19 protein-coding genes and 1 riboswitch are annotated in these 26,497 nt (G+C 66.4%); of the genes, 16 read left to right on the top strand and 3 right to left on the bottom strand.

Features of this window, described 5'->3' with window-relative positions:
* Positions 1-775 precede the first annotated feature (775 nt).
* The 5 genes from FHS74_RS21755 to FHS74_RS21735 all read left to right on the top strand — a co-directional run bounded on the left by FHS74_RS21755 (position 776) and on the right by FHS74_RS21735 (position 9,625).
* Positions 776-2,932, top strand: coding sequence for a glycosyltransferase family 9 protein (locus FHS74_RS21755; RefSeq protein WP_184805083.1), 2,157 nt, complete (start codon positions 776-778; stop codon positions 2,930-2,932).
* A 74-nt stretch (positions 2,933-3,006) separates the two neighbouring features.
* Entirely contained in the window at positions 3,007-4,176 is a 1,170-nt protein-coding gene (locus FHS74_RS21750) for a hypothetical protein (protein ID WP_184805080.1), read from the top strand.
* Positions 4,177-4,401: 225 nt separating this feature from the next.
* A complete protein-coding gene (locus FHS74_RS21745) occupies positions 4,402-4,890 on the top strand; it encodes a hypothetical protein (protein ID WP_246463277.1) in 489 nt (162 codons plus the stop codon).
* A 101-nt stretch (positions 4,891-4,991) separates the two neighbouring features.
* Entirely contained in the window at positions 4,992-8,555 is a 3,564-nt protein-coding gene (locus FHS74_RS21740) for a glycosyltransferase family 9 protein (protein ID WP_184805074.1), read from the top strand.
* A gap of 164 nt (positions 8,556-8,719) precedes the next feature.
* Positions 8,720-9,625, top strand: a complete 906-nt coding sequence (locus FHS74_RS21735) for a hypothetical protein (protein ID WP_184805071.1) — start codon at positions 8,720-8,722, stop codon at positions 9,623-9,625.
* A 20-nt stretch (positions 9,626-9,645) separates the two neighbouring features.
* Here the strand turns inward: FHS74_RS21735 and FHS74_RS21730 are convergent, their stop codons facing one another.
* On the bottom strand, positions 9,646-10,974 hold the full coding sequence (locus FHS74_RS21730) for a hypothetical protein (RefSeq protein ID WP_184805068.1): 1,329 nt from the start codon (positions 10,972-10,974) through the stop codon (positions 9,646-9,648).
* A 317-nt stretch (positions 10,975-11,291) separates the two neighbouring features.
* Positions 11,292-11,529, top strand: a riboswitch (cobalamin riboswitch).
* A 180-nt stretch (positions 11,530-11,709) separates the two neighbouring features.
* On the opposite strand from FHS74_RS21730, the gene cobW reads away from it, so the two are divergent.
* From cobW to cobJ, 6 genes are read left to right on the top strand one after another with little or no spacing between them, the layout of a single operon-like run.
* Positions 11,710-12,759 (top strand): cobalamin biosynthesis protein CobW, encoded by a 1,050-nt coding sequence (cobW, locus tag FHS74_RS21725; protein ID WP_184805065.1) that lies wholly within the window; start codon positions 11,710-11,712, stop codon positions 12,757-12,759.
* Between the two features lie 6 nt (positions 12,760-12,765).
* Positions 12,766-16,440, top strand: coding sequence for a cobaltochelatase subunit CobN (cobN, locus tag FHS74_RS21720; protein ID WP_184805062.1), 3,675 nt, complete (start codon positions 12,766-12,768; stop codon positions 16,438-16,440).
* On the top strand, positions 16,437-17,804 hold the full coding sequence (cobG, locus tag FHS74_RS21715; protein ID WP_184805059.1) for a precorrin-3B synthase: 1,368 nt from the start codon (positions 16,437-16,439) through the stop codon (positions 17,802-17,804). The genes cobN and cobG overlap by 4 nt, the downstream gene beginning before the upstream one ends.
* Complete coding sequence (locus tag FHS74_RS21710; RefSeq protein ID WP_184805191.1) at positions 17,791-18,456, top strand: precorrin-8X methylmutase; 666 nt, start codon at positions 17,791-17,793, stop codon at positions 18,454-18,456. The genes cobG and FHS74_RS21710 overlap by 14 nt, the downstream gene beginning before the upstream one ends.
* A gap of 5 nt (positions 18,457-18,461) precedes the next feature.
* Positions 18,462-19,274, top strand: a complete 813-nt coding sequence (locus FHS74_RS21705; RefSeq protein ID WP_184805056.1) for a precorrin-2 C(20)-methyltransferase — start codon at positions 18,462-18,464, stop codon at positions 19,272-19,274.
* Positions 19,271-20,053, top strand: coding sequence for a precorrin-3B C(17)-methyltransferase (gene cobJ / locus FHS74_RS21700; protein WP_184805053.1), 783 nt, complete (start codon positions 19,271-19,273; stop codon positions 20,051-20,053). The genes FHS74_RS21705 and cobJ overlap by 4 nt, the downstream gene beginning before the upstream one ends.
* Here cobJ and FHS74_RS21695 read toward each other — a convergent pair.
* Positions 20,017-20,772: a cobalt-precorrin-6A reductase gene (locus FHS74_RS21695; protein WP_184805050.1), complete on the bottom strand. Its 756-nt coding sequence runs from the start codon at positions 20,770-20,772 to the stop codon at positions 20,017-20,019. The two genes, cobJ and FHS74_RS21695, sit on opposite strands and share 37 nt — an antisense overlap.
* Positions 20,773-20,801: 29 nt before the next feature.
* Between FHS74_RS21695 and cbiE the strand changes: the two genes are divergently transcribed.
* The 3 genes from cbiE to cobM are packed head-to-tail and all read left to right on the top strand — an operon-like array spanning position 20,802 to position 23,184.
* A complete protein-coding gene (gene cbiE, locus FHS74_RS21690) occupies positions 20,802-22,025 on the top strand; it encodes a precorrin-6y C5,15-methyltransferase (decarboxylating) subunit CbiE (protein WP_184805047.1) in 1,224 nt (407 codons plus the stop codon).
* Positions 22,022-22,426, top strand: a complete 405-nt coding sequence (locus FHS74_RS21685; protein ID WP_184805044.1) for a cobalamin biosynthesis protein — start codon at positions 22,022-22,024, stop codon at positions 22,424-22,426. The genes cbiE and FHS74_RS21685 overlap by 4 nt, the downstream gene beginning before the upstream one ends.
* Positions 22,423-23,184, top strand: a complete 762-nt coding sequence (gene cobM / locus FHS74_RS21680; protein ID WP_184805041.1) for a precorrin-4 C(11)-methyltransferase — start codon at positions 22,423-22,425, stop codon at positions 23,182-23,184. Before FHS74_RS21685 ends, cobM begins: the two co-directional genes overlap by 4 nt.
* A 2-nt stretch (positions 23,185-23,186) precedes the next feature.
* Here cobM and FHS74_RS21675 read toward each other — a convergent pair whose 3' ends face one another.
* Positions 23,187-24,311, bottom strand: a complete 1,125-nt coding sequence (locus FHS74_RS21675; RefSeq protein ID WP_184805038.1) for a cobalt-precorrin-5B (C(1))-methyltransferase — start codon at positions 24,309-24,311, stop codon at positions 23,187-23,189.
* Between FHS74_RS21675 and cobA the strand changes: the two genes are divergently transcribed.
* On the top strand, positions 24,310-25,095 hold the full coding sequence (gene cobA / locus FHS74_RS21670; protein ID WP_184805035.1) for a uroporphyrinogen-III C-methyltransferase: 786 nt from the start codon (positions 24,310-24,312) through the stop codon (positions 25,093-25,095). The two genes, FHS74_RS21675 and cobA, sit on opposite strands and share 2 nt — an antisense overlap.
* Positions 25,088-26,419 carry a cobyrinic acid a,c-diamide synthase CobB gene (locus tag FHS74_RS21665; protein WP_184805031.1) on the top strand — a complete coding sequence of 444 codons (1,332 nt, stop codon included), beginning with the start codon at positions 25,088-25,090 and terminating at the stop codon, positions 26,417-26,419. Before cobA ends, FHS74_RS21665 begins: the two co-directional genes overlap by 8 nt.
* The last annotated feature ends 78 nt before the right edge of the window (positions 26,420-26,497 follow it).

Below are 26,497 nucleotides of genomic sequence, written 5' to 3'. Positions count from 1 at the left end.
TGTTGAATGAGTGATTATTTTATAATGACGGAGTTCCAGCGGGTGTGTGTTAGGTGCTGGATGAGCACTCCGCGCAACCTGTGTCCGCATTTTACTTGTTTCACTGGCTGGCGAGGTTTCAGGGGGCATGTTCCCTGAAGCCTCGCGGCGGCTGGTCGCCCAACCAATCAATCCGCCGGCCAAACCGTCTGGGGGTTTTCCGCCGCAGCTTCTGCGGAAAATCACTTCACCGTTTACAAACTGAGTCGTCAACCGTTTCGTTGATTCCAATGGGCGGGTGGGAGCGCCCCGAAAGAGGGGTGGCGTGTCTTCGCCGCGATCGACATAAGCGCCACTGGATCGCGACGAGTGATCCTTTTCATGATCCAGAACCAATCGAACCGCGCGAGCCTGGACCCATGGCGAGAATTTGTCCGTCGTCGTGCGCATCATGGCTTCCCTCTTTCTCGCGTGGAGGCCTTCGACAATCCCGATGTGGTTCACCTTTGTCGCTAGCTGTTCGCAGCGACTGGCATTATTATGGACGGCCTGTCGCATTTTAGATAGTTTGCGGGCATTCGAGGCTTAAACTTATAAGGGAAATATTGTGGGCAATATAGCGGACGATATCAATGAATTGTTGGGCGCTTCGTCGGTGGATGATCAGGCGTTTCCCTATAAAAGCATACACGGCTGTATCGATCGCTGTTCCAGCGACGGCACAATATTAGGCTGGGTTTACATGCCTGGAGACCCTACGGTCCGCCTCAGAGTTGGGGCATACGAGGGTACTAAATTGCTCGCATCCAGCACCGCCGATGAGTCGCGGCGGGATGTCGAGGACGCGGGTTTCGGTGATGGCAATTATGGTTTCACCCTGAATCTTTCCCGAGATGTAAACGACGGTCTCAATCATGAGCTGGAGATCACCGTCGAGCTTCCTGGCGGTATGCTTGAGGTGTTGACTAAGGTTCAGTGCGTTTTCGCCGACATCGTCGCGCCCCCGTCACAGCCGGTGGAGTCGCCCCTTCCCAGAAGCAATTCCGAGGCGGTCACCAAGCTTCAGAACGCCTCACAGGTGGATCGCGCCCGCAGCCGGTATCTGGAGCAGGCGCTCCTCTCAGCCTTGGCGCGCGTGGATGAACTTGAACAGCGGGAAAGACAGATTTCGGCGCACCGTGACCGGCTGTCTGATGAACTGACGATGTTCAAGCGGGACACCGAGCGTCAGGTCCAGATTCAGAGTCAGGCTCCGTTCGTCTACCAAAACAAGGACCACCTGGAAATCTGGACGGATACGCTGAGCGCGACGGCGCGGCGTGACCGTTGGCTGACGGTCCTGTCCAGCCTGGGTATTGAGGGCGGCTTGTTCGGCCTGTTCCCCCATGACGGCGTGGGTGACGGGCTGACGATCATGATCGTTGGGTCGGGTGGGATCGGTGACGCGCTATATCTCAGCGCCGTCGTCCGGGCGTTGGGAGTGATGTTCCCTCAGGCGAACCTGTTCCTGGGGCATGCCAACTCCAAGATAAAGGAAATCTTCAAGAACAATCCGTTCGTCACCGACGCGATCAGCCTTGATTACAAGGCCATGACGACGTTGCTGGCGACCGTCCACTCCCTTGATATTTTCGACTTGGTGGTGGATGTGCGGTATGTCGTTAACTACACCATGCCGCCCAAGTCACGGGCGCCGCTCGATTTCGTTCGCCAGGCCAGTTATCGCGCTGCGGAATGGCAGCGTTATATACGGTATCGTTGGCCCCACCTGAACAACGCATTCAGTAATGAAGTGACAGCCCGCGGGATGAGCAAATATGACATCATGGGCTATACCGGAAATATCGAGGTCGATCGTTATTCCGAACTCGACTTTTTTGTCAATCAATGCGATGAGCCGCTAATTCAGGATCTTCTTGGTAAAAGATATATCACGATCCACCACGGCGCTGACAAGAAGATGTCTGACGGGAACGGTATTCAGACCAAAAACCTCCCGAACTCAACCTGGGGCTTGATTTGCGGTCTGCTGCGACAGGCGAACTACACCGTCGTGCAGCTTGGAGAGGAGCACGAGCATCTCGTTAGCGGTGTTGACGTTGACCTTCGTGGCAAGCTCGACCTGAATGGCGCGGCCTATGTGCTGAAGCACGCGGATGTCCATATCGACACAGAGGGTGGCCTGGTCCATATGGCGCGCGCCATGCACACAGTGAGCGTTGTGGCCTTCGGCCCCACACCCGCGCCGTTTTTCGGTTACCCCCAGAATGAGAACATCGAAGCCACTATCTGCAATAACTGCTGGTGGTTGGCGAACGATTGGTCTTCCCGATGCGTGCGTGGTAACGAGACCAACGAATGCATGACTTCCCATTCGGCCGAACGGATTGTTGATACGGCGCTGCGCCTCATCCAACCCCTACGATCGCTGTCGCTTGTGCAGTCGGATGCCAAGCTGGATTCTCTGCGGGACACTTGGCGGCGGTCTTCCGGAAACGGGGGGGTGGTGATCGCGTCATTGCAATCAGTAGACGACATCCGTAAACATTTGCCGCTGCCGCCACGCACATCGCTTTATGTTCCTGTTGAGATTTTCAACGACGTTCGCGGTAATCTGGCCGATGAATGTGATATCCGCCCCCATGGTGGGCTGTATATACCACGCAATTCGGACAGCCTCGATTGGGTCGCCATCCATGCGGACAGCCTTGCCGATGATCTGTGGCCGACCATAGAGGAGGCGCTACGATGCGTGAAGGATCCTGGCCAAGTTCATATTGTCCTGCCTCCGGACACGAATTGGCGTGAGCAGGCGGTGGGCGCGCTCGAGGCGGCCCAAGATCGCGCCATTGGCTTGCGTTATTATTTTACCGTCTCTGAGGACACGATGGGAAAAAAGAACAGTAAAAAAGGGGATAACTCTGTCATTCTGACTTTCCGCCCGCAGCAATGACATTGCAATAATGGTTAAATATTTCAAAACTAGCAGAATGTCCCTCCACTATAATTTGTGAGAGTTATACTGTCATGGCGGACGGCAAGAACAGATCTTCGGAAAATTGCCCGGTCAACATCGCTCGCCTCCTTGAGGACCTCTCGGCCACAATGCCATTGTTGCACTCGCACAATCGCGCGGGGCGACCATTCAATGCGTCACTGGCGATCGCCAGCAAGTTGGGGGCCTTTTACGGGGATCTCCTTCAGGAGCTGGGACAGACCGACAATATCACACTGCCGGGATTCAGGGACGTGGCAAGCTCTTATGTCGTCATGGTCCCCGGGGCGGAACTCAAATTAAGTTATTTATTGGCCGGCATCATGGTGTCCAACTTCGTTGCACGCCATGACCGCCAGATTAGGTGCGCTGCGGACTGGGAAGACGGCCTTTTTTGGCTGGTCATGGATGGCATCAGGGACTTTCAGCTCTGGCCCTTCCTCAGTGTCACCTTCATACAAGACATCGCCGAGCCCAAAAGGACGTTTGGCTCATCCAGGTTCAGCGTGCTGGAGATGGCGGCGGTCCGGTACTATCCAGAACTCGCCGAACCTTTGGCCAAGGGTAAGGTTGACCTTTTCCGCCGGCGTTTCGCCAAGTGGCTGCAGACCGAGGGCATCAAGAAGCACCATCTCTTCTGGGCCCTTCCAGCTGAAGAGGCCGCGCAACTCCACCCGGTACATCGTCAGGCGCCGCTCACTTTCAGTACTTCCGGGGTAAGCAAAGCTTTTGAAAACCGATGGGAAGGGTTCCGTCCATCTAACACCGCTTCCGACCCCAGGTTCCAACGGGGGCGACAGTTCGTTTTCGACGACTATGGTCCAAGCTACCCGGCGACGAAGGTGTTGTTCGGATCCGAAGGCTTGCGGATCGATGGTGTGGATATGGCGGCGGGAGGACAGGATAAAGGCCGTCTGGCTGATATCGGACTGCCCATATCCTCGTGCGACACATTCTTCGTCTTCCTTCGAATTCGTTTCGAAGGAGCACCGGCCGACTTCTCGGTGTCTCTGACGAACCGCGACCAGGTGATCTTTGAGGAGCGATTGGAGGGGGGACAGGAAAAGACCGTTCTGTTCCCGGTGAGAGTTCACCGACCCGGCTTGAGGTTGCGTATACGTGTGTCTCCCGCCAATGACTCAAATCGCGCCCAATTTCTCTGCACCATCCGGGAACTGCAATTCTGGCAATACCCATGTTGAGACGCTGTTATTTCCAAATGAGGCGATCAGGTTTTGGGCGGGGTACCGGCCTGGGGCTTAACCGTTGACGCAACCGACCAGCCTCGTGCCGGCCTATCTAAGTCGCCTCGCGGTCGGCGATGACAGACGGAACGCGGATGATTGCCGAGATTTGGCCAGCACGTCTTCCACAACGAAGATCAGAGCCGTTTCGTGGCACTTTCAGGTGATTGGAAACCCTTGCACATGGATCCAATCGCCGCCCGGCGCACCCAGGCGGGGCCCCAAACGGCTCACGGCGGACACGGCGCCCGTGTAGGCGTGGAAAACGCTAGAGCGGAGCGCCCAAAGGTGGAATCGCCTTTGGGCGTTAAGCTGCTCGCGGATAGACTGAGCTATAGCCGGCTGTGGTTCCAATTAAACGCAGCAGGCTACAGCCCGGGTTCGGGCATTCGCGACTTCAATATCTTAACCGTCAAGTTCGAGCGCTTCATCGGGCTGGGCAAGTCCAATGTCACAATGGCTCGCGTGAGGTGCCACAATCCCCCACACGTGCTCGATCAAGCCTTTCCCGCCGGGGAAGTGATGGCCGGAAGGAGCAGCGAAGGTTGGGGTGTTAGTAAGCCTGAAGCCGCGTCGGAGCTTTGCTATTTGCTGGTGCGGATCCTTTCCGGCATTTATGATGTATTTGATGATCCTCTTGCGAAAAGCACTTTTTCGTCTCCACCTTTCTGACGTGGCGATAACAAGGCTGCTTCAGTGCAGGAACGATGGAAACAAGCTGTCGGGATTAAAGCTCATCATTTTTGGCAGTGCCGGTGGAGTTATAGTTAAAAGTGGCTGACATTAATGGCAATCCGCTGGAGCGGTCCGGGAAATTTTCACTGGAGCACCGTCCGGATCAGCAGGGCCGCGCTGCCTATTATGGCGAGGTGGCGACCTTCAACGGCTGGGTCGTCCTGCCGGACGATACGCATTCATTCGATGTCTTCTATGATGGCAATCTCCTGACGTCCATCCGGCCGAGCGAAGAGCGCAAGGACGTACAAGCCGCTTTCCCGAATTGGCCCAACGCCCTCATCTCGGGCTTTAAGGTCCAGGTCAATCTGGCTGGCATACCACCCGAAGCCCGGGAAGGAGCGGTGCTTTCGTTCCGTATGCAGCGCTCCGGGCGCGTGGTGCAGGAAACCGCGGTCACCTTGGCCAAGGGTTTGCCCAACGGGGAACTGCACCTGGATAACGCCCGCTTTGATGGGGGGCGATTGCTGACCGATACCGTCAACCTCCATTTCTTGGGCTGGGCCGTAGCCCAGGAAGCCATCCGTGCCATTTCAGCCCGGTTAGGTGACGGCACCGTGCTGCCGGTGCAATTCGGTATTCCCCGTGCCGACGTGCTGACCTTGAGGCGCGCCAACCCCAACGGTCTGAATACCGGATTTTCCCTATTCATTCCCCAACTGCCCGAAGGCGACATGGATCTGAAGTTCCTGGTGGAATTGCAGACCGGGCATACTCTCGAATATAATTATAAAATAAGAGCCCAACCTGCTCCGGGGAACAGCGATGCCTCACGGTCTCATAGTTACCCCCAGCGCCGGTTCTGGGACTTGGCCGCGGCCAATCTTTGCGGTGACCACGACCAGAAGACGGCCGAGGTTCTCTGGGTCGTAGTCATCTGTGAGGAGACGGGGGAGCCTAGCTCCGACACGGCAGGCGGCATTGCGCCCCTGGCAGCCACCCTGACCTCGCTACGCCAGGCATCCCGGGAAGGTTGGCGCATACACATCCTGGTGCCGGCCGGGAACACCACGAGCGGGCCGGCGCCCGCCCATCACGAACTGGTTGATCACGAAACGGCTTACGAGGGCACCTCTCATTTGCGGTCCCTGCTCGCGAAGCTCACGGCAGATCGACACGGCGCGCGTTTCGTCACCTTCCTCAAGCCTGGAGACACGCTGGACAGCATCGCACCCGCGGTTCTCGCGACCCACGCCACCGCTGAGACAACGCTGCTTTATTGGGACGAGCGAGCGGTGATCTTGGGGGAATCCAGCGTGCTGCGCAAAACGCCTGGCGCACCTTTCATCACCCTTTTCCATTTGAACTTCGCGGGCCGGGGCTGGGCCGCGCGATTGACCGATGCCACCTTAGCCGCCCTCAGCGCCGTCGACGTGGACCTGTTTGTCGCCAGCCACGTGCTGAGCGCGTTCTACCACCAGCCTCAATCTTGCCGCCATGTGGCCGAGACACTCTCCGCGGCGCGCTATGCATGCCCACTGAACCAACTGTCGCCCCTCGAGGCGGAGGCTAGGGCCTCTATCCTGGCTCATATCTCCCCCCGTTTTGGAGCGTTCCTGCCGCCCACCGACCCGCGCGACGCCACGCAGTGGCGCCTGGAAGCCGACCTGTCCACATCACCGCCCTTGGTATCCATCATCATACCGACCAAGGGCACCCGGGACCGGGTGTTCAAATGCCTCGAGGATCTGCGGCACCGTACAAGCTATAAAACCATTCAAATCATAGTGCTGGACCATATTGATCTTGCTCCCGAGACCTTGGCCGCCAAAGGCCGGCTGCGGCGGTTGGCAGACATCGTCATCCCCGTCATCGGGCCGTTCAACTGGTCGCGTTTCAACAACATGGCGGCAGCCTTGGCGAGCGGTCGTGTCTTTCTGTTTCTGAACGATGATGTCGAAGTCGTCGATGAAAATTGGATCGAGCAGCTGCTCGGCTATCTCAATTTGCCCACGGTGGGTGCTGTGGGGCCCCGCCTTCTGCTGCCGGGCGGAGAGATGGTGCAATCGGCCGGCGTATCCCTGATAGGTCGCGCAGGTTGGGCCTGCAACGATTTCGCGTTCAGCGACGCGGATCGCCCCTTGGCGGGAGGGCTCAACCAGGTGCCCCATAACTGCACCTCGCTATTGGGCGCCGCCATCGCCGTTCCCCGCGAGCTATTCCTCGCCTTGGAGGGATTTGAGGAAGGCCTGGCCCTGACCTTCAATGACCTTGATTTCCATACGCGCCTACGCGAGATCGGCTACCAGGTCGCGGTGGTGCCGCAAGCCAATCTCATCCACCATGAGAAGACCTCGCGGGCGGAACTCGCGGAAAAGGAGATGGAGCCCTTGTACTGGGCCCGTTGGCAGACACGCCATGCCGCCGGTGACACATACAGGCACCCCGATCTGGACCAAGAGAGCGGGGTTTATCGGATGAATCCAGAGCCGGTCGAGCCAATCTGGCGTGCGGGCATTGTCGGGCAACGGAGCGAAGTGCGGCGCGTGTTGCTATTGCGCCTGGATCACGTGGGTGACTTCGTTCTAACTTTACCGGCTTTCCGTCACCTGCGCGCCGTCTTCCCGAAAGCCATCATCGAGGTGGTGGTAGGAAGCTGGAACCAAGAACTTGCGTCTCAGACCGGTCTTTTCGACATCGTGCACGTTTTTAACCTTTACGCGGCCCGGTCCGGGGACGGGCGGGCCGTTAGCTCCGAAGATGCGCCGGGACAGTTGCAGGCCGTGCTGCAGCACCGGTCGTACGATCTTGCCGTGGACTTCCGGGCCGATGGCGACACACGCTTTCTTCTAAAGCACGTTACAACGTCCATCCGTGCCGGCTTTTCCCAAGGGGTGAACTTTCCGTGGCTGGATGTGTCGCTGGAGTGGGAGGGAAATATTCCGCAATGGCGCAAAAGCGCCAATGGCGCCACTCAAATGCAACGGTTGGTCGCGGCGCTGGAGCTGGCTTTTCCTACGGAGGATACCGCGCCGCTCTCTTTCTGGCAGGCGACTTCCCCCGCGTCAGCCACCCGCCGCGTCGTCCCCTTGATCGTTTTGCATCCCTTCGCCGGCAACGACATCAAAATGTGGCCGCCTCTTCACTGGGCCGGTTTGGTCCAGTTGATGATGGATGCGGGAATGACCGTGGAAATGATTGGTACGCCGGCGGAACGGCTGGCCTATCCCTCGCTGGTACAGGATCTAGTGGCAGCCGGAGTGAAAGACCGCATCGGGGAATTTACGCTACCTGACTTGGTATCTTACATTGGTGGCGCCGACTGCTTCGTGGGCTCGGATAGTGGCCCCAAGCATATCGCGGCTTCCACCGGCATTCCCACAGTGGCTGTGCAATCGGGATTCGTCGATCCTGTTACCTGGTCGCCGTTCAATGCCATGGGTGTCAGCATCGTCAAGCGTGTCGCGTGTGCTCCCTGCTATCTCGACGACGTCCACTTATGCGGTCGCAACCACGACTGCATGCGCGGAATATATCCGGCCCAGGTCTACCGCTACATTGCGGCGCTGACCAACCCCCGCCGCCTTACAGGCGCGGGCTCCGTCATCATGACCCCATCGCTCGACCACGATCGAACACATCATATAGGGAACCCGTCGTGAAAACCGCCGGCACCAATCAGGCGAAGGAAGGGCCTTCGAAAAGCGCCGCCGCAGATGCAGCCGGCGCACCATTCCCGAAAGCCACGCACGCAAAAGCCGTGGCTCATGTCCTGCCTACAGGCTCACAGCCATCACCCCCAGGCCGTCCGCCCTTGGACAAGCCCATGGATGCGGTAACGGGCAGCACAGGAAATGCCCCCCCCATCCCTTCTTCGGAAGCAGGATTCCAGGACCAGCAAATCCGCAACCTACTGGATAATTTCCGCAGGGTTGACGAAGTCGCCAACAACTTGACATTGGAGGTAGCCGAACTCAATCAACGGCTCGAGGCCGCTAAGCGGAAGCACGAGGCCGAAGCCCGACGAGCGGAAGAACTGCAAACCGCGCTAGCCGCACTTGGGGCCGGCACCCTGATGGCGACATTGAATGACGCCCGCACCGAAGCCGACAGCTGGCGACAGCAGTATGCTATAATAGCGGCCGAGAACGGCGAATTGAAGCAGCACGTCGCCAGCCTGAAACGACGGGTCGCCCAAATGCAACCGCGTCAGTCCGGCGATGTCGACAAGGGCACGGAAGCGACGGCGGCACTAATGGTCCTTCTGGGCCTGCCGGTTGATTTCCGTCCAGTGAATACGGCCGCACGCTTGGAACAAATGGCCCAGACATTCTATCGGGCCTCCGCGGCGGTAATGTCCTGCCCTAAGACATTGGAAGTCGAGCTGAAAGCCGAACAGGCCGTTTCCTTTTATGGCACGTCGGGATTGACGGGCCTGGTTGAAAAGGTTTCCCAGACCGGGGATGTCCATCAGTGCGTTGGCTGGGCAGCTGTTCGTGCTGTGCCGAACGTTGCCTTGTTGGTAATGGTGTTCGATGATTCTGGTTGCATCGGATTTAGCCAGCCCTCCCTACCCCGCCAAGATGTCGCGGAAGTATTGATTGGCTGCGATCCGGACTGTGGCTTCCAAATCAACCTGATTCGGGGCCCCGGCAGCGCTCTCCGGGCATATCTGGCCCTTCTGCCGGCCGGTAAGACGCCCATCGCGCTGCGTCTGCCCTTCGCCTCGTGACGATGCGTCCCGCAGCCGGCTCAATGGAGGGCTGCAGCGGCCAAGCCCCAGATCGCCGCGTTGGCACTGACTTCGATTTGCCGTGGGCAGGTAGGATGCGGGCTGATGCACCACGGGTCCTGGCCATCCGCGGGGCCGGTCCACGATCCGGAATAGGTACCATCCGAAAGACGGTCCTTAGCGTGAATCGACTCTGCCAGCATCCTAATGGCATTGGCATCAAACGACATGTGATCCCTTAGCAGCGGCACCACTTCCTTGGCATAAAGAAACGCGAACATACCATCCACCCGGGTATCCCGGTTTGATACAACCACGGCGTTTTCCGCCCTATGATACGTTTGGATTCCGCGGGCGGTCTTCTGAAGCCTGGCAAGATAAATCGGATCATGAGTTTCAGTATACAGTCGGGCATCCAAGACCGCCTGAGCCATATCACCAGCGAGGAGAACAACGCTCGAAAGTGGCTTTATTTGATAGGGGCGCTCCACTCCATTGATTTCTCCGTTATTTTTCATATCAGCCCAATACAAACCATCGTCTGGAAATCTCTTCCCCTGGACAATCTGGCCATTGCGCAAAAGATTTTCGGAGACCCAATCGTCTAATTTAATAGATCTGGTTCGATACAGTGAGTCATGAGAAATTTGATAATACCAGTAGGCGCCAAGCGTGTAGGCATTCTGATAACTGGACTTCACGTCACATTTATCCGAATACCAAATGCCCGAACCGACCGCAGCACCCGTACCGATACAGCCCGCATCTCCGTGATCAGACCACCGATTCCAGGCACAATCCAGTAATCCCTTCGCCGTTTTTAACGCTTTCGGATCTTTTGTAACTTCATAGACCTCAAGAAAGAACAGGATATCCCACGCCGAATCATCACTGGCAGTGTTGACCGTTCCAACGCCGCATTTACCCAAATCTTCCAACGTGATTTCAGATTGAACCTTGGTCCACCATGCCTTCATCCTGTCGGCGGCGTCGACGGAACCCGTTTCTTTCCAATAGCTGTATATCACATTCGCTGCCATTGAGTACTGCCATAAGCTCCCCGGCATGAACTTCAGTCCTTCTTCATCAGAATTTGCCTTTACTCTTTCTTGTTGCAAATTAACAAAACGTCCGCCAGTCGCAGACCCTCGCCAGAAGGCCTTGACAAGATCATTATATGAATCGTTGGCATAAGATTTATTTTGTGCGTGTCCTTGCATTGGATATATTAAAAGGGAAATTAACATAATATATCCGATCACATCACGCGCCATCAATAAAGATGATATAGTGCGGATTTTAGAAAAAATACTACCAGTCTTCTCGGATATCATTTCGAAATAAGACATAACTCACGATCTCCAGCAGCAATCAGCCAAACGAATTTGTTTTCTCAAAAAGGGGAAATATTCCCCAGGGTTGATGGCCGATAAAGGCATACTTTAAAGCCCCCGCCCATCGGACGCACATCTTTTCACAACACCCGTGGCGCGCCAATCCACCCTTATTTCATAGAAACGCTATGCTGTTGGGTCGTCGGAGGCATCACCTCCAGACTGAGCGTATTCCAATTGTCCAGCGGTCCACGAAATCCCCGCTACGCCACCAGCGCAAAAATCCCCCGCCATCCGTCCGACAAAACCATTGATCGCCACTTCCACACAGCGCACTGTCGCCGGGCGACGGTGCCCTGGTCGCTCATCGGCGGCCGGGGATAATAGGGAATCCGGTTCAAGGCCGGAGCTGCCCCCGCAACTGTGCGCGGTGAGTTTGGATCCGCCGACAGTCCCCGCATCAGGACTGTTGGTGAACGCCACTGGCGTTGGACCCCGGGGTCCGGCCGGGAAGGCTGGTCAGAACCAAAAGCCGCAAGCCAGGAGACCTGCCGTCGCGAGGTCCACGTCTGGTCCGCCGGGGATGGCGGAGAGAGGGAAATTTCGCCATGGCCTGCCCGCCCCCGCGCGCATGCGCTCCAAACGTCTTCGGCCCAGACCGGCCCCGCCCCGCACCTGCGGCGGCGGCGGCCAACGCGCCTGCCGGGCGCGACGCCCTGTCCTGCCCCCTACAGTCCTGAAAGCGATCCCATGCCCACCCCCACCGCCAAAATCCCGGCCACGGTCATCACCGGCTTCCTGGGCGCCGGCAAGACCACCCTGATCCGCGGCCTGCTGCGCAACCCCGGCGGTCGCCGCCTGGCCCTGATCATCAACGAGTTCGGTGATGTCGGCGTGGACGGCGCCGTGCTCAAGGGCTGTGGCGATGAGACCTGCCCGGAGGACCGGGTGATCGAGCTGGCCAACGGCTGCCTGTGCTGCACCGTCGCCGATGATTTCGTGCCAGCCCTGGAATCGTTGCTGAACCGCGCCGACCCGCCGGACCACATCGTCATCGAGACCAGCGGGCTGGCCCTGCCCAAGCCCCTGGTGCGCGCCTTCACCTGGCCGGCCGTGCGGTCGCGGGTAACGGTGGACGGCGTGGTGGCCGTGGTGGCCGCCGACGCGGTGGCCGACGGCCGCTTCGCCCCGGACGCCGAGGCCCTGGCCCGCCAGAAGGCCGCCATGGACGCCGGCGACGGCACGGTGGAGCATGAGACCCCGGTGCAGGAGGTGTTCGAGGATCAGGTGCTGTGCGCCGACCTGATCCTGGTCAGCAAGACCGACCTGGTGGATGAGGCCGGCATGGCGGCCGTGGCCGCGACCGTGCGCGCCTTGCGCCCCACGGCCCCGCCCCTGGTGCGCGTGGCCCACGGCGATGTCGACCCGAACGTGCTGCTGGGCCTGTCGGCCGCGGCCGAGGCCGACCTGGACGCCCGCGTCAGTCACCATGATGGCGAGGAGGATCACGACCATGACGACTTCACCAGCTTCGTCGCCGACGTCGCCGCCCAGCCCGACCCCGAGGCCCTGGCCCGCCGCCTGGGCGACCTGGCGCAGCGCTTCGGCATCCTGCGCCTGAAGGGTTTCATCGACGTGCCGGGCAAGCCCATGCGCCTGCTGGTCCAGGGCGTGGGCGGCCGCATACAGACCAGCTATGACCGGCTGTGGGCCCCGGGCGAGGCGCGTCGCGGCCGCCTGGTGGTCATCGGCGAAACCGGCCTGGACCGGGCGGCCATCGAGGCGGCGTTGGCGGGCTGACGCCCCATGCACCTGCTGCCCACCCAGGCCGAGGATCTGTTGGCGTCACCCCAGGCGGAGGATCTGGGGCAGACGCCGGCGGAGGTCGTGCTGCTGTCCTTTTCCGACAGCGACCTGTCGGCGGTGGCCGCCGCGTATCACGCGGTGGGTGAGGTCGCCTGGCGGCCCACCCTGCGCCTGGCCAACCTGTCGCGCCTGGGCCATCCCCTGTCCGTCGACCTTTATGTCGAGGCGGTGGTGGCGAAAGCCAGGCTGGTGGTGATGCGCCTGAACGGCGGCACCGCCTACTGGCGCTATGGCCTGGAACAGGTGGCGGAGACCTGCCGGGCCCGGGGTATCGCCCTGGCGGTCCTGCCGGGCGAGGCCAAGGCCGATCCCGGGCTGGATGCCGCCTGCACGCTGGAAATGCCCGTCGCCCACCGCCTGTGGCGCTGTTTCGTGGAGGGCGGGCCGGAGAACATGGCCCGCCTGCTGGCCCAAGCCGCCCGGTTGCTGGGCCGCCAGCCACCGGCCGATTTGGCGGCGGGGGAGCCGGCGCCCCTGCCCCGCCATGGCCGACATGACGGCTGGCGTCCCGCCCTGCCGGCGGCGGGGCCGCCAGCCGCCCTGGTCTTCTACCGCTCCCACCTGCAGGCGGGGAACCTGGCGGCGTTGCACGCGCTGGCCGACGCCCTGGCCCGACGCGGCCTGGTGCCCCACCTCTTTTACGCGGCCAGCCTGAAGGAGGCGGCGGCGGCATCCTGGTTGGCGGAGGAATTGGCCGCCCTGCGGCCGGCCGTCGTGCTGAACGCCACCGCCTTTTCCGCCCGCCAGGGGGCCACCGACGCCTCCCCCCTGGATGCTGCCGACGTGCCCGTGCTGCAAGCCGTGCTGTCCACCAGCACGGAGGCCCTGTGGGAGAAGGCCCGCGCCGGCCTGGGCCCCGCCGATCTCGCCATGAACATCGTGCTGCCGGAAATGGACGGCCGCCTGGCCGGCCCGGCCATCGCCTTCAAGGCGGCGGCCGACTGGGACCCGGCCCTGGAATATGCCCCCATGATCAGCCGCCCCCGCGCCGACCGGGTGGATGCCCTGGCCGACAAGGCCGCCGCCTGGGCACGCCTGGCAGCCACGCCCAGGGGGGAACGGCGCGTGGCCCTGGTGCTGTCCGACTACCCCGCCCGTGGCGGCACAGGCCTGGCCCTGGGCCTGGACACGCCGGCCAGCACGCTGGCCATGCTGCGCGCCCTGGCCGGCACCGGGTATCACGCGCCCGGCCTGCCCGCCGATGGCGCCGCGCTGATGGCCACACTGCGCCATCCCGCCCACGACGCGCCGAGCCTGAGCCTGGCCGACTACACTCTGCTGATGGGGCCGGCGGCGCTGGCCGCCATCAGTGATCGCTGGGGCCCGCCCGCCGCCGACCCGCTGGCCCATGGCGATGTCCTGCGGTTCCGCGTGCTGGCCTGCGGCAACCTGCTGGTGGCGGTGCAGCCCAGCCGGGGGCATGGCGCCCTCGACAGCGCCGCGCACCACGACCCCGACACCCCGCCCAGCCATGGCTACGCCGCCTTCCACCTGTGGCTGCGCCATGTCGTGGATGTCCATGCCCTGGTGCAGGTGGGCGCCCACGGCACCTTGGAATGGTTGCCGGGCAAGGCCGTGGCCCTGTCCGCCGACTGCTGGCCGGAGCGGCTGGCCGGCCCCCTGCCGGTGCTGTACCCCTATATCGCCACCAATCCGGGCGAAGGCGTGCAGGCCCGCCGCCGCCTGGGGGCCGTGCTGGTCGGCCACCTGCCGCCGCCGCCGGCGCCGGCCGGTCTGCATGGCGACCTGGCGGCCCTGGAGCAGGCGCTGGACGAATACGCCCAGGCGCAGAGCCTGGACCCGCGCCGCCTGCCCACCCTGCGCGACCGCATCCGCGACTTGGCCTGGCAGGCCGGCGTGACCCGCGACCTGAACCTACCGGAGGACCTGGAGGGCGAGGAGTCGCTGGCCCGGCTGGACGCCCATCTCTGCGATATCAAGGAAATGCAGATCCGCGACGGCCTGCATGTCTTCGGGGCGGCGCCAGACCCCGCCGCCCAGGCCGCCTTCCTGGCCGCCATCGGCCGTTTCCCCCGCCGGGCCCAACCATCGCAGCCCGAGGCCCTGGCCCGCGATTTGGGCCTGACCGGCACACTGGAAGAGCTGTTCGGCGGTGACGCCGCCGCCCCCTGGTCCCACCCCCTGCCGCCCCTGCTGGCGGCGCAGGTGGGGGTGCCCCCCACCTGCGGCCGGGTGCGGGCGGCGCTGGACGGGCTGGCGCGCGATCTGGTGGCGGGCCATATTGTTCCGGATCCGGAATGGACTAAAACGACGTTGGGCCTTGCCGCCCTGCATGCCGAGGTGGCGCCGCCCCTCGCCGCCAGCGGCCCGGCGGAAATGGCAGCCCTGCTGGCCGGGCTGGACGGCCGCTTCGTCGCCCCCGGCCCCGGCGGATCGCCAGCGCGCGGCCGGGCCGACGTGCTGCCCACCGGCCGCAACCTCTATGCCATCGACCCCCGCGCCGTCCCCACGCCCAGCGCCTGGGCCCTGGGCTGGAAGGGGGCGGACGCCGTGCTGACCCGCCATCTGCAGGACCAGGGCGACTGGCCACGCCAGTTGGTCGTCGATTGCTGGGGCAGCCCGACCTTGCGCACCGGTGGCGAGGAATTGGCCCAGGCCCTGGCCCTGATGGGCGTGCGCCCGCTTTGGGAGGCGGGCAGCGGCCGGGTCACGGGCATGGAGGTGCTGCCGGCCACAGTGCTGGGCCGGCCGCGCGTCGACGTGACCTTGCGCATCTCCGGCCTGTTCCGCGACATGTTCCCCACCCAGTTGGCCTTGTTCGACCAGGCGGCGCGCAAAGTGGCCGGGCTGGACGAGGCGGACGACGTCAACCCACTGGCCGCAGCCGCGCGGGCCGACCGCACCGCCCTGGTGGCCAGCGGCCTGGCGGCGGAAACCGCCACGCGCCAGGCCACCGCCCGCATCTTCGGCGCCGCCCCCGGCGGCTATGGCACCGGCCTGACACAACGGTTGACCACCGGCGACTGGCAGGTCCGCGACCAGCTGGGGGCGGCCTATCTCGACAGCGGCTGCCACGCCTATGGCCCGGACCTGGACGGCGTCGCCCTGCCCGCCCTGTTCCGCCGCCGCGTGGGCCTGGCCGACGCCCTGGTCCACATTCAGGACCAGCGCGAGACCGACGTGCTGGATAATGACGGCATGACCCAGTTCGAGGGTGGGTTCGCCGCCGCCGCCGGCCTGCTGGGCGGCACGCCCATCCTCTATCATGTCGACAGTGCCGAGCCGGAGCGCATCGTCCCCCGCACCCTGGCGGAGGAGGCGGCCCGCGTCGTGCGGGGCCGCGCCGTCAACCCGCGCTGGATCGCGGGGCAACGCCGCCACGGCCACAGCGGGGCCGCCAACCTGGCGAGGACGGTGGACGGCGCGGTGGATCTGGCCGCCCTGGCTGGCGCGGTGCGGTCGCACCAGGTGGACAGCCTGTACGACGCCTATGTCGCCGATGCGGAAACCTGGGCCTGGCTGGCCGACAGCAACCCGGACGCCGCCCGCCAGATCCTGGACCGGCTGGCGGAGGCCTTGCGGCGCGGCCTATGGCACCCCCGACGCAACTCCACGCCCGACGACCTGACCCGCCTGCGGGAGGAACTGGCATGATGACCACGGTGCCCAATCCGCCGCGCGTCAGGGGCGCCTGCCCCGGAGCCCTGGTGCCCATGGCCGTGGCCGACGGCCTGCTGGTGCGCCTGCGCCTGCCCGGCCATACCCTGCCGGCCGCCCAGGCCCTGGCCGTCGCCGAGCTGGCGCGGCGGCATGGCAACGGCCTGGTGGATTTGAGCCAGCGGGCCAACCTGCAAATCCGGGGCGTGACCGAAGCGGCGCTGCCCGCCCTGACCGACGCCCTGCGCGACCTGGGCCTGGTCAACGGCGACCCGGAGGCGGAGCGGGTGCGCAACGTGCTGTGCAGCCCCACCTGCGGCCTGGACCCGGCATGCGCCCCCGTACGCCCCTTGGCCCTCGCGCTGGATGCCGCCCTGGCTTCCAGTCCCGACCTGTGGACCTTGCCGGCCAAGTTCGGCTTCGTCCTGAACGGCGGCGGCCAGGCGCCCTTGGCCGATGCCGTGGGCGACATCCGCTTCGACGCCCTGCCCGAAACCGGTCTGTTCCGTGTGGCGGTGGGCGGCGATCAGGGGGACGCGGAGGGACTGGGCAGCTGCGCGCCGGGTGCCGTGGTCGATACCGCCCTGGCGCTGGCCCGCGCCTTCCGGGTTCTCTCCGCCGGGCGTCACAAGCGCATGGCGGCCCTGGTGGCGGCGGGCGGAACGGCGGCGCTTTCCGCAAGGGTGCCCCTACCCCCCCTACCCACCGACATCTCCTTCCCCGGCCCGGCACCCCATCGCCTGTTGGGCCGGCGGGACGGCTGGCTGGGCGTGGCCTTTCCTTTCGGCGGGCTGCACGCCGACACCCTCACCGCCTTGGGCGCGCTGGCCCCCGCCCTGCGCCTGACCCCCTGGCGCGCCCTGCTGTTGGAAGGGCATGCGGTGGATGCGGCGGCGGTGCGTTCCCTGGGTGGCGTTCTGGCGCCCGAAGACCCCCGCCTGGCCCTCTCCGCCTGCAGTGGACGCGGCGCTTGTGATTCGGGGCTGTGCGACGCGCGCGGCGACGCCCTGGCGCTGGCCGCCGTCGCCCCCCGCCTGCTGGCGCAGGGGCACCTCCATGTCTCGGCCTGCGCCAAGGGCTGCGCCCATCCCGCCCCCACGCCCGTCACCCTGACGGCGCAGGGCGATGGTTATGACCTGGGCCTGCTGGCACCAGCTGGTGGCGACGCGCAGTGGCGCGAGGTGACGCCCGTCCATGCAACATCCCTGGTGGCGGCGCTGGAAGCTGTCTATACCGGGCAGCGGCGGCCGGGAGAGGATCTGGCGGCTTTCATCACCCGGCTGGGCGGTCCGGCGTCCCTGGTCCCCCTGGTCGAAGCATCGCGTCGTAGCACAGAGGAAAGTTCCCGTGCCCAGTCCTGAGTCCCGTCCCGAGGAAACACCCCACCGCTACGACTATATCCGCGACGGGGCGGCCATCTATGCCCGGTCCTTCGCCATCATCCGGGCGGAGGCGCGGCTGGATCACCTGCCGGAGGATCTGCGCGCCGTGGCCGTGCGCATCATCCATGCGGCGGGATTGGTGGAAACATCCGACCATCTGCTGTTCTCCGCCGATGTGGGGGCATCGGCCCGCGCCGCCCTGCGCGCCGGCGCGCCCATCCTGTGCGACGCCCAGATGGTGGCGCATGGCGTCACCCGCGCCCGCCTGCCGGCCAACAACGCCGTGATCTGCACCCTGACCGACCCGGGCGTCCCCGCCCTGGCGCAGGAGCTGGGCACCACCCGCTCCGCCGCCGCGCTGGAACTGTGGCGGCCGCACTTGGGCGGCGCCGTGGTGGCCATCGGCAACGCGCCCACGGCCCTGTTCCAGTTGCTGGAGATGATCGCGGCCGGCGCCCCTCGGCCCGCCGCCATCCTGGGCTTCCCCGTGGGTTTCGTCGGTGCGGCCGAAAGCAAGGACGCCCTGGCCGCCAATCCCTGGGGCCTCCCCTATCTGGCCGTGGCCGGGCGGCGGGGCGGCAGCGCCATGGCGGCGGCGGCGGTCAACGCCCTGGCCTCGGACCGGGAGTGAGCGCCATGACGAACGTGACCCCTGGTACCCTCCCCCCCGGCACCCTGCCCCCTGGCACGCTGTACGGCATCGGCACCGGTCCCGGCGACCCGGAACTGATGACCCTGAAGGCCGTGCGGCTGCTGCGCGCCTGCCCGGTGGTGGCCTATTTCGCCAAGCGCGGCGGCCCGGGCCAGGCCCGGCGCATCGCGGCGGCCCACCTGGACGGCACCCATGAGGAGGTGCCGATGGTCTATCCCGTCACCACCGAGCTGCCGCCGGACAGCGCCGCCTACGCCGCCGCCATCGAGGGCTTTTTCGATGATTCGGCCGCACGGCTGGCGGCCCTGCTGACGGCCGGCAAGTCCGTGGCGGTGCTGAACGAGGGGGATCCGTTCTTCTACGGCTCTTACATGCACCTGCATCTGCGCCTGGCCCCCCGCTTCCGGGTGGAGGTGGTGCCGGGTGTGCCCTCACTGCTGGGATGTGCCGCCCAACTGCCCCTGCCGCTGACCATCCGCGATGACGTGCTGTCGGTCATCCCCGGCACGCTGGACGAGGCGTCGCTGGCCGCCGCCCTGTCGCGGGCCGACGCGGCGGCGGTGATGAAGCTGGGCGGCAATCTGCCCAAGGTGCGTCGCGTGATCGAATCCCTGGGCCTGACCGGCCGCGCCTGGTACGTGGAGCGCGGCACGACGGAGGCGCAGCGGGTGCATCCCCTGGCCGAGGCGCCGGACGTCGCCCCCTACTTCGCCATGATCCTCATCCCCGGCCAGGGCAAGCGCGGCGACGTGCTGACCGCCGCCCAGGGTGTCGGCGCGCCGGGGGCCGCCGAATGACCGGCAGCCTGACCGTGGTGGGCCTGGGGCCCGGCCCCGACCGCTGGCTGACGCCGGAGGTGGCGGAGGTGTTGGCCCAAGCCACCGACCTGGTGGGCTACGGCCCCTATCTCGACCGCATTCCCCAAGGCACCCATCGCCGCCACGGCTCCGACAACCGGGTGGAGCTGTCGCGCGCCCGTCTGGCGCTGGATCTGGCGGCGGCGGGGTGCCGGGTGGCGCTGGTGTCGGGCGGCGACCCCGGTGTCTTCGCCATGGCGTCCGCCCTGTTCGAGGCGCTGGAAAGCGGCGACAACCCCGCCTGGACGGACGTGCCGGTGCGGGTCTGCCCCGGCGTCTCCGCCATGCTGGCCGCCGCCGCCCGCGTCGGCGCGCCGCTGGGCCATGATTTCTGCGTCCTGTCGCTGTCGGACAATCTGAAGCCCTGGGAACTGGTGTTGAAGCGCCTGCGCCTGGCGGCGGAGGCCGACTTCGTCATCGCCCTGTACAACCCCATCTCCAAGGCCCGGCCCTGGCAGCTGGGGGCGGCGCTGGACAGCCTGCGCACCCTGAAGGCGCCAACGACGCCGGTGGTGCTGGCCCGCGCCGTGGGCCGCGTGGATGAGGACGTGACGATCACCACCCTGGCGGATTGCGACCCGGCCGCGGCCGACATGCGCACCCTGGTGCTGATCGGGTCCAGCCAGACCCGGCTTTTGCCCAAGGGCACCCAGGGCGACGTCTGGGTCTACACGCCGCGCGGCTACGCCCCTTTGGCAGCGGAGGCGGACGCGCCGTGAGTGGCCAGCCAGGCGATAGCCTCAGGAGCGGTGTAAAGGCGGGGCGCCGATCCGGCGGGCGGACGGTCGACCATAACCACCGGCAGCTTGAGCGCCCTCGCGGCCGCCAGCTTGGCCGCCGTGGCGTCGCCGCCGCTGTTCTTGGTGACCAGGGTGCAGATGCCATGGGCGCGCATCAGCTCCATCTCCCCCGCCAGGGTGTAGGGGCCCCGGTCCAGCACCAGGACCGCCCCGGCGGGCAAGGCGTCCGGCGGGTCCACCGCCCGCACCAGGAAGCGACGGTCAAGGTCCAGGAAAGGCTCAAGTTCCTGCCGCCCCACCGTCAGGAAAACGGTGTCGGGCAGGCCGGCGAGCGCGGTCGCGGCGGTGTCCATGTCCGCCACCAGGCGCCAGTTATCGCCCGCGCCCGCCGTCCACGGCCGGCGGGTCAGCACGGCCAGGGGTATGCCGGTGGCAGCACAGGCGGCCTCCGCATGGGCGCTGATCTGGCTGGCGAAGGGATGGGTGGCGTCGATGACGGCCTGGATGCCCTCCGCGTGCAGATGGTCCACCAGGCCAGGAACGCCGCCGAAGCCGCCCACACGGGTGGGCAGGGGCTGGGCCGCCGGGTCGCGCGTGCGGCCGGCCAGCGACAGGGTGGCCTGGAAACGGCCGTCCGCCGCCAGCAGGCCGGCCAGTTCCCGCGCCTCCGTCGTGCCGCCCAGGACCAGTACGCGCATCGCCCCATCTCCGCCATCGAGTGCCGGCCATGACTAGCACCGCGACACCCTGGCTGACCATCGTCGGCATTGGCGAGGATGGCTGGGACGGCCTCGCGGCGCCCGCCCGGGCGGCGGTGACCGGGGCCTCCCTGCTGGTCGGCGGCGCCCGCCACCTGGCCCTGGCGCCGGTGACCGAGGGTCAGGAGCGCCTGGCGTGGCCCAGCCCGCTCGGCGACGCCTTCCCCGCCCTGCTGGCCCGGCGCGGCCAGGCGGTGACGGTGCTGGCCAGCGGTGATCCGCAGTGGTTCGGCATCGGCGCCACGCTCGGCCGCCTGGTGCCGGCGGCGGAAACGCGGGCGTTTCCGGCCCCTGGGGCCTTCAGCCTGGCGGCATCCCGCCTGGGCTGGGCCCTGCAGGAGGTCGCCTGCCTGTCGCTGCACGGCCGCCCCCTGGAAGCGATCATCCCCCATCTGTGGCCGGGCGCCCGCGTGCTGCTGCTGAGTTGGGACGGCACCACGCCGGCCAAGCTGGCGACCCTGCTCAAGGAACGGGGCTTCGGGCACAGCACCCTCACGGTGCTGGAGGCCATGGGCGGCCCCCGGGAACGCGTCCGCACGGCCACGGCCGATACCTGGCCCGGGGACGACGTTCAGGATTTGAACACCATCGCGCTGGCCTGCGCGGCGGAGCCTGGCGCGCGCGCGCTGCCGCGCAGCCCAGGTTTGCCCGACGACTGGTTCCAGCACGACGGCAAGATCACCAAGCGCGAGGTGCGGGCCGTGGCGCTGTCGCACCTGGCCCCCGGCCGGGGGGAAATGCTGTGGGACGTGGGCGCCGGGTCGGGCTCCATCGCCATCGAATGGCTGCTGGCCGATCCCGCCAACCGGGCGGTGGCGGTGGAGGACAGGGCGGACCGCATGGCCGCCGTCCGCGCCAATGCCGCCAGCTTCGGCGTCCCCGGCCTGGCCTTCCGCGAGGGCAAGGCGCCCGGGGCCCTGGCCGACCTGCCCACGCCGGACGCCGTTTTCATCGGCGGCGGCCTTACCGTAGAGGGCGTGCTGGACACCTGCTGGCGGGCCTTGCGTCCCGGCGGGCGGCTGGTGGCCACCGCGGTGACCCTGGAAACCGAGGCGGAGATCATCCGCCGACACGCCACGCTGGGCGGATCGCTGACCCGTCTGTCGGTGGAGCGCGCCGCCCCGCTGGGCGGCTTTCGCGGCTGGCGCCCCTTGATGCCCGTCACCCTGTGGCGGGTGGAGAAGCCGTCATGACCAAGCCCGTGTGGGCCATCGGCATCGGCTGCCGCCAGGCGGTGTCGGCCGACGAAATCCGGGATCTGTTGGCCCGCGCTTTCGCCCGGCTGGGCTGGGACGCCCTGCCCCCCGGCCTGACGCTGTGCACCGTGGACAGCAAGGTGAGGGAGCCGGGCCTGGTGCGGGCCGCCATGGCCCTGGGCCTGCCCCTGGTTGGGCTGGACGCGGCGACCTTGAGCACCATCGACACCCCCACCCCCAGCGCCGGCCCCGACCGTGGCCTGCCGCCGGTGGCGGAGGCTGCGGCGCTGGCCGGTTGCGGCGCCCCGCAAAACCGAAGCGCCCATCTTGTCCTGCCCCGTATCCAGGGACCGGCCAGCACCTGCGCCGTGGCCTGTTCCCAAGGCGTTACCCCATGACCGTGCATTTCATCGGCGCCGGCCCCGGCGCGCCCGACCTGCTGACCCTGCGCGGCCGCGACCTGATCGCCCGCTGCCCCGTCTGCCTTTATGCCGGGTCCTTGGTGCCGGCCGCCGTGCTGGCCCATGCGCCGGCGGACGCCCGCATCGTCGACACGGCCCCCCTGTCGTTGGAAGAGATCGTCGCCGAGTTCCGGGCGGCCCACGCGGCGGGCCAGGACGTCGCCCGCCTGCATTCCGGCGACCTGTCGGTCTACAGCGCCTTGGGCGAGCAGGTGCGCGCCCTGAAGGACCTGGCCATCCCCTACACCATCACCCCCGGCGTGCCGGCCTTCGCCGCCGCCGCCGCCGCCCTGGGGCGGGAGCTGACCTTGCCGGAGGTCAGCCAGACCCTGGTCATCACCCGTACCAGCGGCCGCGCCTCCGCCATGCCGGCCGGCGAGACGCTGGAGGTGTTGGGGGCGTCGGGCGCCACCCTGGCCATCCACCTGTCCATCCATGTCATTGACGAGGTGGTGGCGCGCCTGACCCCACTGTACGGCGCCGATTGCCCGGCGGCGGTGGTCTATCGCGCCTCCTGGCCCGATGAACGCGTGCTGCGCGGCACATTGGCCGACATCGCGCAGCAGGTGGCAGTCAACCCCATCGAGCGCACGGCCCTGATCCTGGTGGGCAAGACGCTGGGCACGGAGGACTTCCGCGCCAGCGCGCTTTACGATGCCGGGTATCAGCGCCGCTACCGCGGGAGGAAGATGTGAGCCTAGGCCTGGCCGACAGCGCCAGCGTGTCCGATCAGGCCGCCCTGCCGGTCGATGACCAGCACATCCACGGTGATGGGCGCGTCCTCCAGCACACCCAGCGCCACCCGGCGGGCCAGGGCCGCGACCCTGTCCGCCACGGGCAGGCCGGCGGCATCGGCCATCTGCAGCACCTGAAGCGCCGTGTTGGCGCCGCGCGCGGCCGACACCAGGTCGGGCGCCGCCCCCAGATCGGCCAGCACCCCGGCCAGCCAGTCCAGGTCCACCGCGTGGCGCTTGGAATGCAGGTCCATCAGGCCTTGCGCCAGCTTGCCCAGCTTGGCGAAACCACCGGCGATGGTCAGGTGCGGCACGGGATGGCGGCGCAGATATTTCAGCGTGCCGCCGGCGAAGTCGCCCATGTCCAGCAGGGCCTGTTCCGGCAGGCCATAATGACGGGCCACTGTCGCCTCAGACGTCCGGCCGGTACAGGCGGCGACATGGGTCAGACCGGCGGCCCGGGCCACGTCCACCCCGCGATGGATGCTGGCGATCCAGGCGGCGCAGGAATAGGGCACGACGATGCCGGTGGTGCCCAGCACCGACAGGCCACCGATGATGCCCAGGCGGCCGTTCAGGGTGCGCCGGGCCAGGACCTCGCCCTTGTCGATGCCGATTTCCACCACCAGGTCAGCCGCCCGGCCAGCGGCCTGCGCCACGGTGGTCACCGCAGCAATGATCATGGCCCGGGGCACGGGATTGATGGCGGGCTCGCCCACCGCCAGGGGCAGTCCCGGCAGGGTCACGGTGCCGACGCCGGGGCCGGCGCGGAAGGTGACGCCGCCGCCGGCAGGGCCGGGCGCGACCCGCGCCCGCACCAGGGCGCCATGGGTCACATCGGGATCATCGCCCGCGTCCTTGATCACACCGGCCATCGCCCATCCGTCCCCCCGGTCGGTCACCGCCAGGGCGAAGGCCGGGCGCTGGCCGCCGGGCAGGGTGATGGTCACCGGGTCCGGGAAGTCCCCGCCAAAGAGGGCCGTCGCGGCCGCCGCAGCCGCCGCCGTGGCGCAGGCGCCGGTGGTCCAGCCCGGACGCAAGGCGCGCCCGTCCGTTCCTTCCGCCTCATTCACGCCGTCGCCATCCATGACTGACCCGACCCTATCCGCTCTCGACCTTCCCGCCTTCAATCCCGGCTGCGTCTGGCTGGTGGGGGCGGGACCTGGCGACCCCGGCCTGCTGACGCTGCTGGCCTTGCATGCTCTACGCCAGGCCGATCATATCGTCTACGACGCGCTGGTGGACGACCGTATCCTGGGCCTGGCCAACCCGGCCGCCGTAAAGGAATTCGCCGGCAAGCGCGGCGGCCGCCCCTCACCGGCGCAGGAGGATATCAGCCTGCGCCTGGTGGAACTGGGACGCCAGGGATTGAGGGTGCTGCGCCTGAAAGCGGGCGACCCCTTCGTCTTCGGACGGGGGGGTGAGGAAGCCTTGGCCCTGGTGGCGGCCGGCCTGCCCTTCCGCGTGGTGCCAGGCATCACCGCCGGCCTGGCGGGTCCCGCCTATGCCGGCATTCCCGCCACCCACCGCACCGCCAACCAGGCGGTCATCCTGGTGACCGGGCAGTCGGCGGGAGATGGACCGGACTGGGCGGCCCTGGCCGCGACCAGGGCGCCGCTGATCCTCTACATGGCCTGGCGGGGCCTGGGTGGCATCGCCCAAGCCTTGCAGGACGGCGGCCTGCCCCCGGATACCGCCGTGGCCGTCATCTGCGACGCCACCACCCCGCGTCAGCGGGTGCTGACCAGCACGCTGGGCGCCTGCGCGCGCGATTTGGGCGCCAGCGATCTGGCGCCACCGGCCATCATCGTCATCGGCGCCATCGCCGAACTGCGCGGCACGCTGAACTGGCTGGGGGTGGCCGATGCCTAACGCCGTGGCGCCGGGCCTGATCATCGCCTCCCCGGCATCGGGATCCGGCAAGACCACCTTGACCCTGGGCCTGCTGGCGGCCTTCCGCGCCCGGGGGCTGGACGTGCGCGCCGCCAAGTCCGGCCCCGACTATATCGACCCCGCCTTCCACGCCGCCGCCTGCGGCCACCCCAGCCTGAACCTGGATAGCTGGGCCATGGCGCCCGCCCTGTTCGACGCCCTGGCCAACCACGCCGCCGCCGGTGGCCAGTTGCTGATCTGCGAGGCCCTGATGGGCCTGTTCGACGGCGTGGCCCGGGCGGGCGCCTGGGGTAATGGCGCCACATCCGACATCGCCGCCCGTACCGGCTGGCCCGTGGTGCTGGTGGTGGACGGACGCGGGGCGTCGCAGTCGGTGGCGGCCCTGGTGAAGGGCTTCGCCACCTATCGCGACGACGTGCGCCTGGCCGGCGTGGTGCTGAACAACATCGCCAGCCCCCGTCACCGCGGCCTGATCGAGGGCGCGATCGATGCCCTGGGCATCCCCGTGCTGGGCGCCCTGCCCCGCACCCCCGGCCTGGCCCTGCCAGAGCGTCACCTGGGCCTGGTGCAGGCGTCGGAGACGGATGCCCTGGCTGAGCGGCTGGCGGCCCTGGGCACCTGGGTGGCCGACCATGTCGACCTGGACCGGCTGGCGGCCCTGGCCGCCCCCTACGTGCCGGGCTTGAGCGGCGCCGCCCCGGCCTTGCCGCCGCCGGGACAGCGCATCGCGCTGGCCAGCGACGCCGCCTTCAGCTTCGTCTATCCGCACGTTGTGGCCGGCTGGCGCGCGGCGGGGGCCGAGATCCTGCCCTTCTCCCCCCTGGCGGACCAGGCGCCGGACGCGGGGGCCGATGCCGTGGTACTCCCCGGCGGCTATCCAGAACTGCATGCCGGCCGCCTGGCGGCGGCCCGCACCTTCAAGGCCGGCATGGCGGCCCGGGCGATCCAGGGTGCCGCCGTCTTTGGCGAATGCGGCGGCTATATGACCTTGGGGGAGATGCTGGTGGACGCCGAGGGCCAGGCGCATGAGATGCTGGGCCTGCTGTCGGTCCGGACCAGCTTCGCCAAGCGCAAGCTGCACCTGGGCTACCGCCGGATCACCACCCTGGCCGACATGGCCCTGGGCCCGGCGGGCAGCCGCTTCCGGGGCCATGAGTTTCACTACGCCAGCGTCACCACCGCCGGATCCGACGTGCCGTTGCTGACAGCCGAGGCCGCTGACGGCACCGACCTGGGGCCCTTGGGCAGCCGGCGGGGCACGGTGGCCGGGTCCTTCCTGCATCTCATCGCGCGGGAAACATAAATGGGCCAAGCCCCCACCCAGTCCACACCCAGCGGCCTATCGCCATATCTCGATGGATGCCGGTGCTCAGAACGCTTT

Source organism: Nitrospirillum iridis, from assembly GCF_014205765.1.
Lineage (GTDB): Bacteria > Pseudomonadota > Alphaproteobacteria > Azospirillales > Azospirillaceae > Nitrospirillum > Nitrospirillum iridis.
This window is presented reverse-complemented; position numbering and strand designations above follow the sequence as displayed.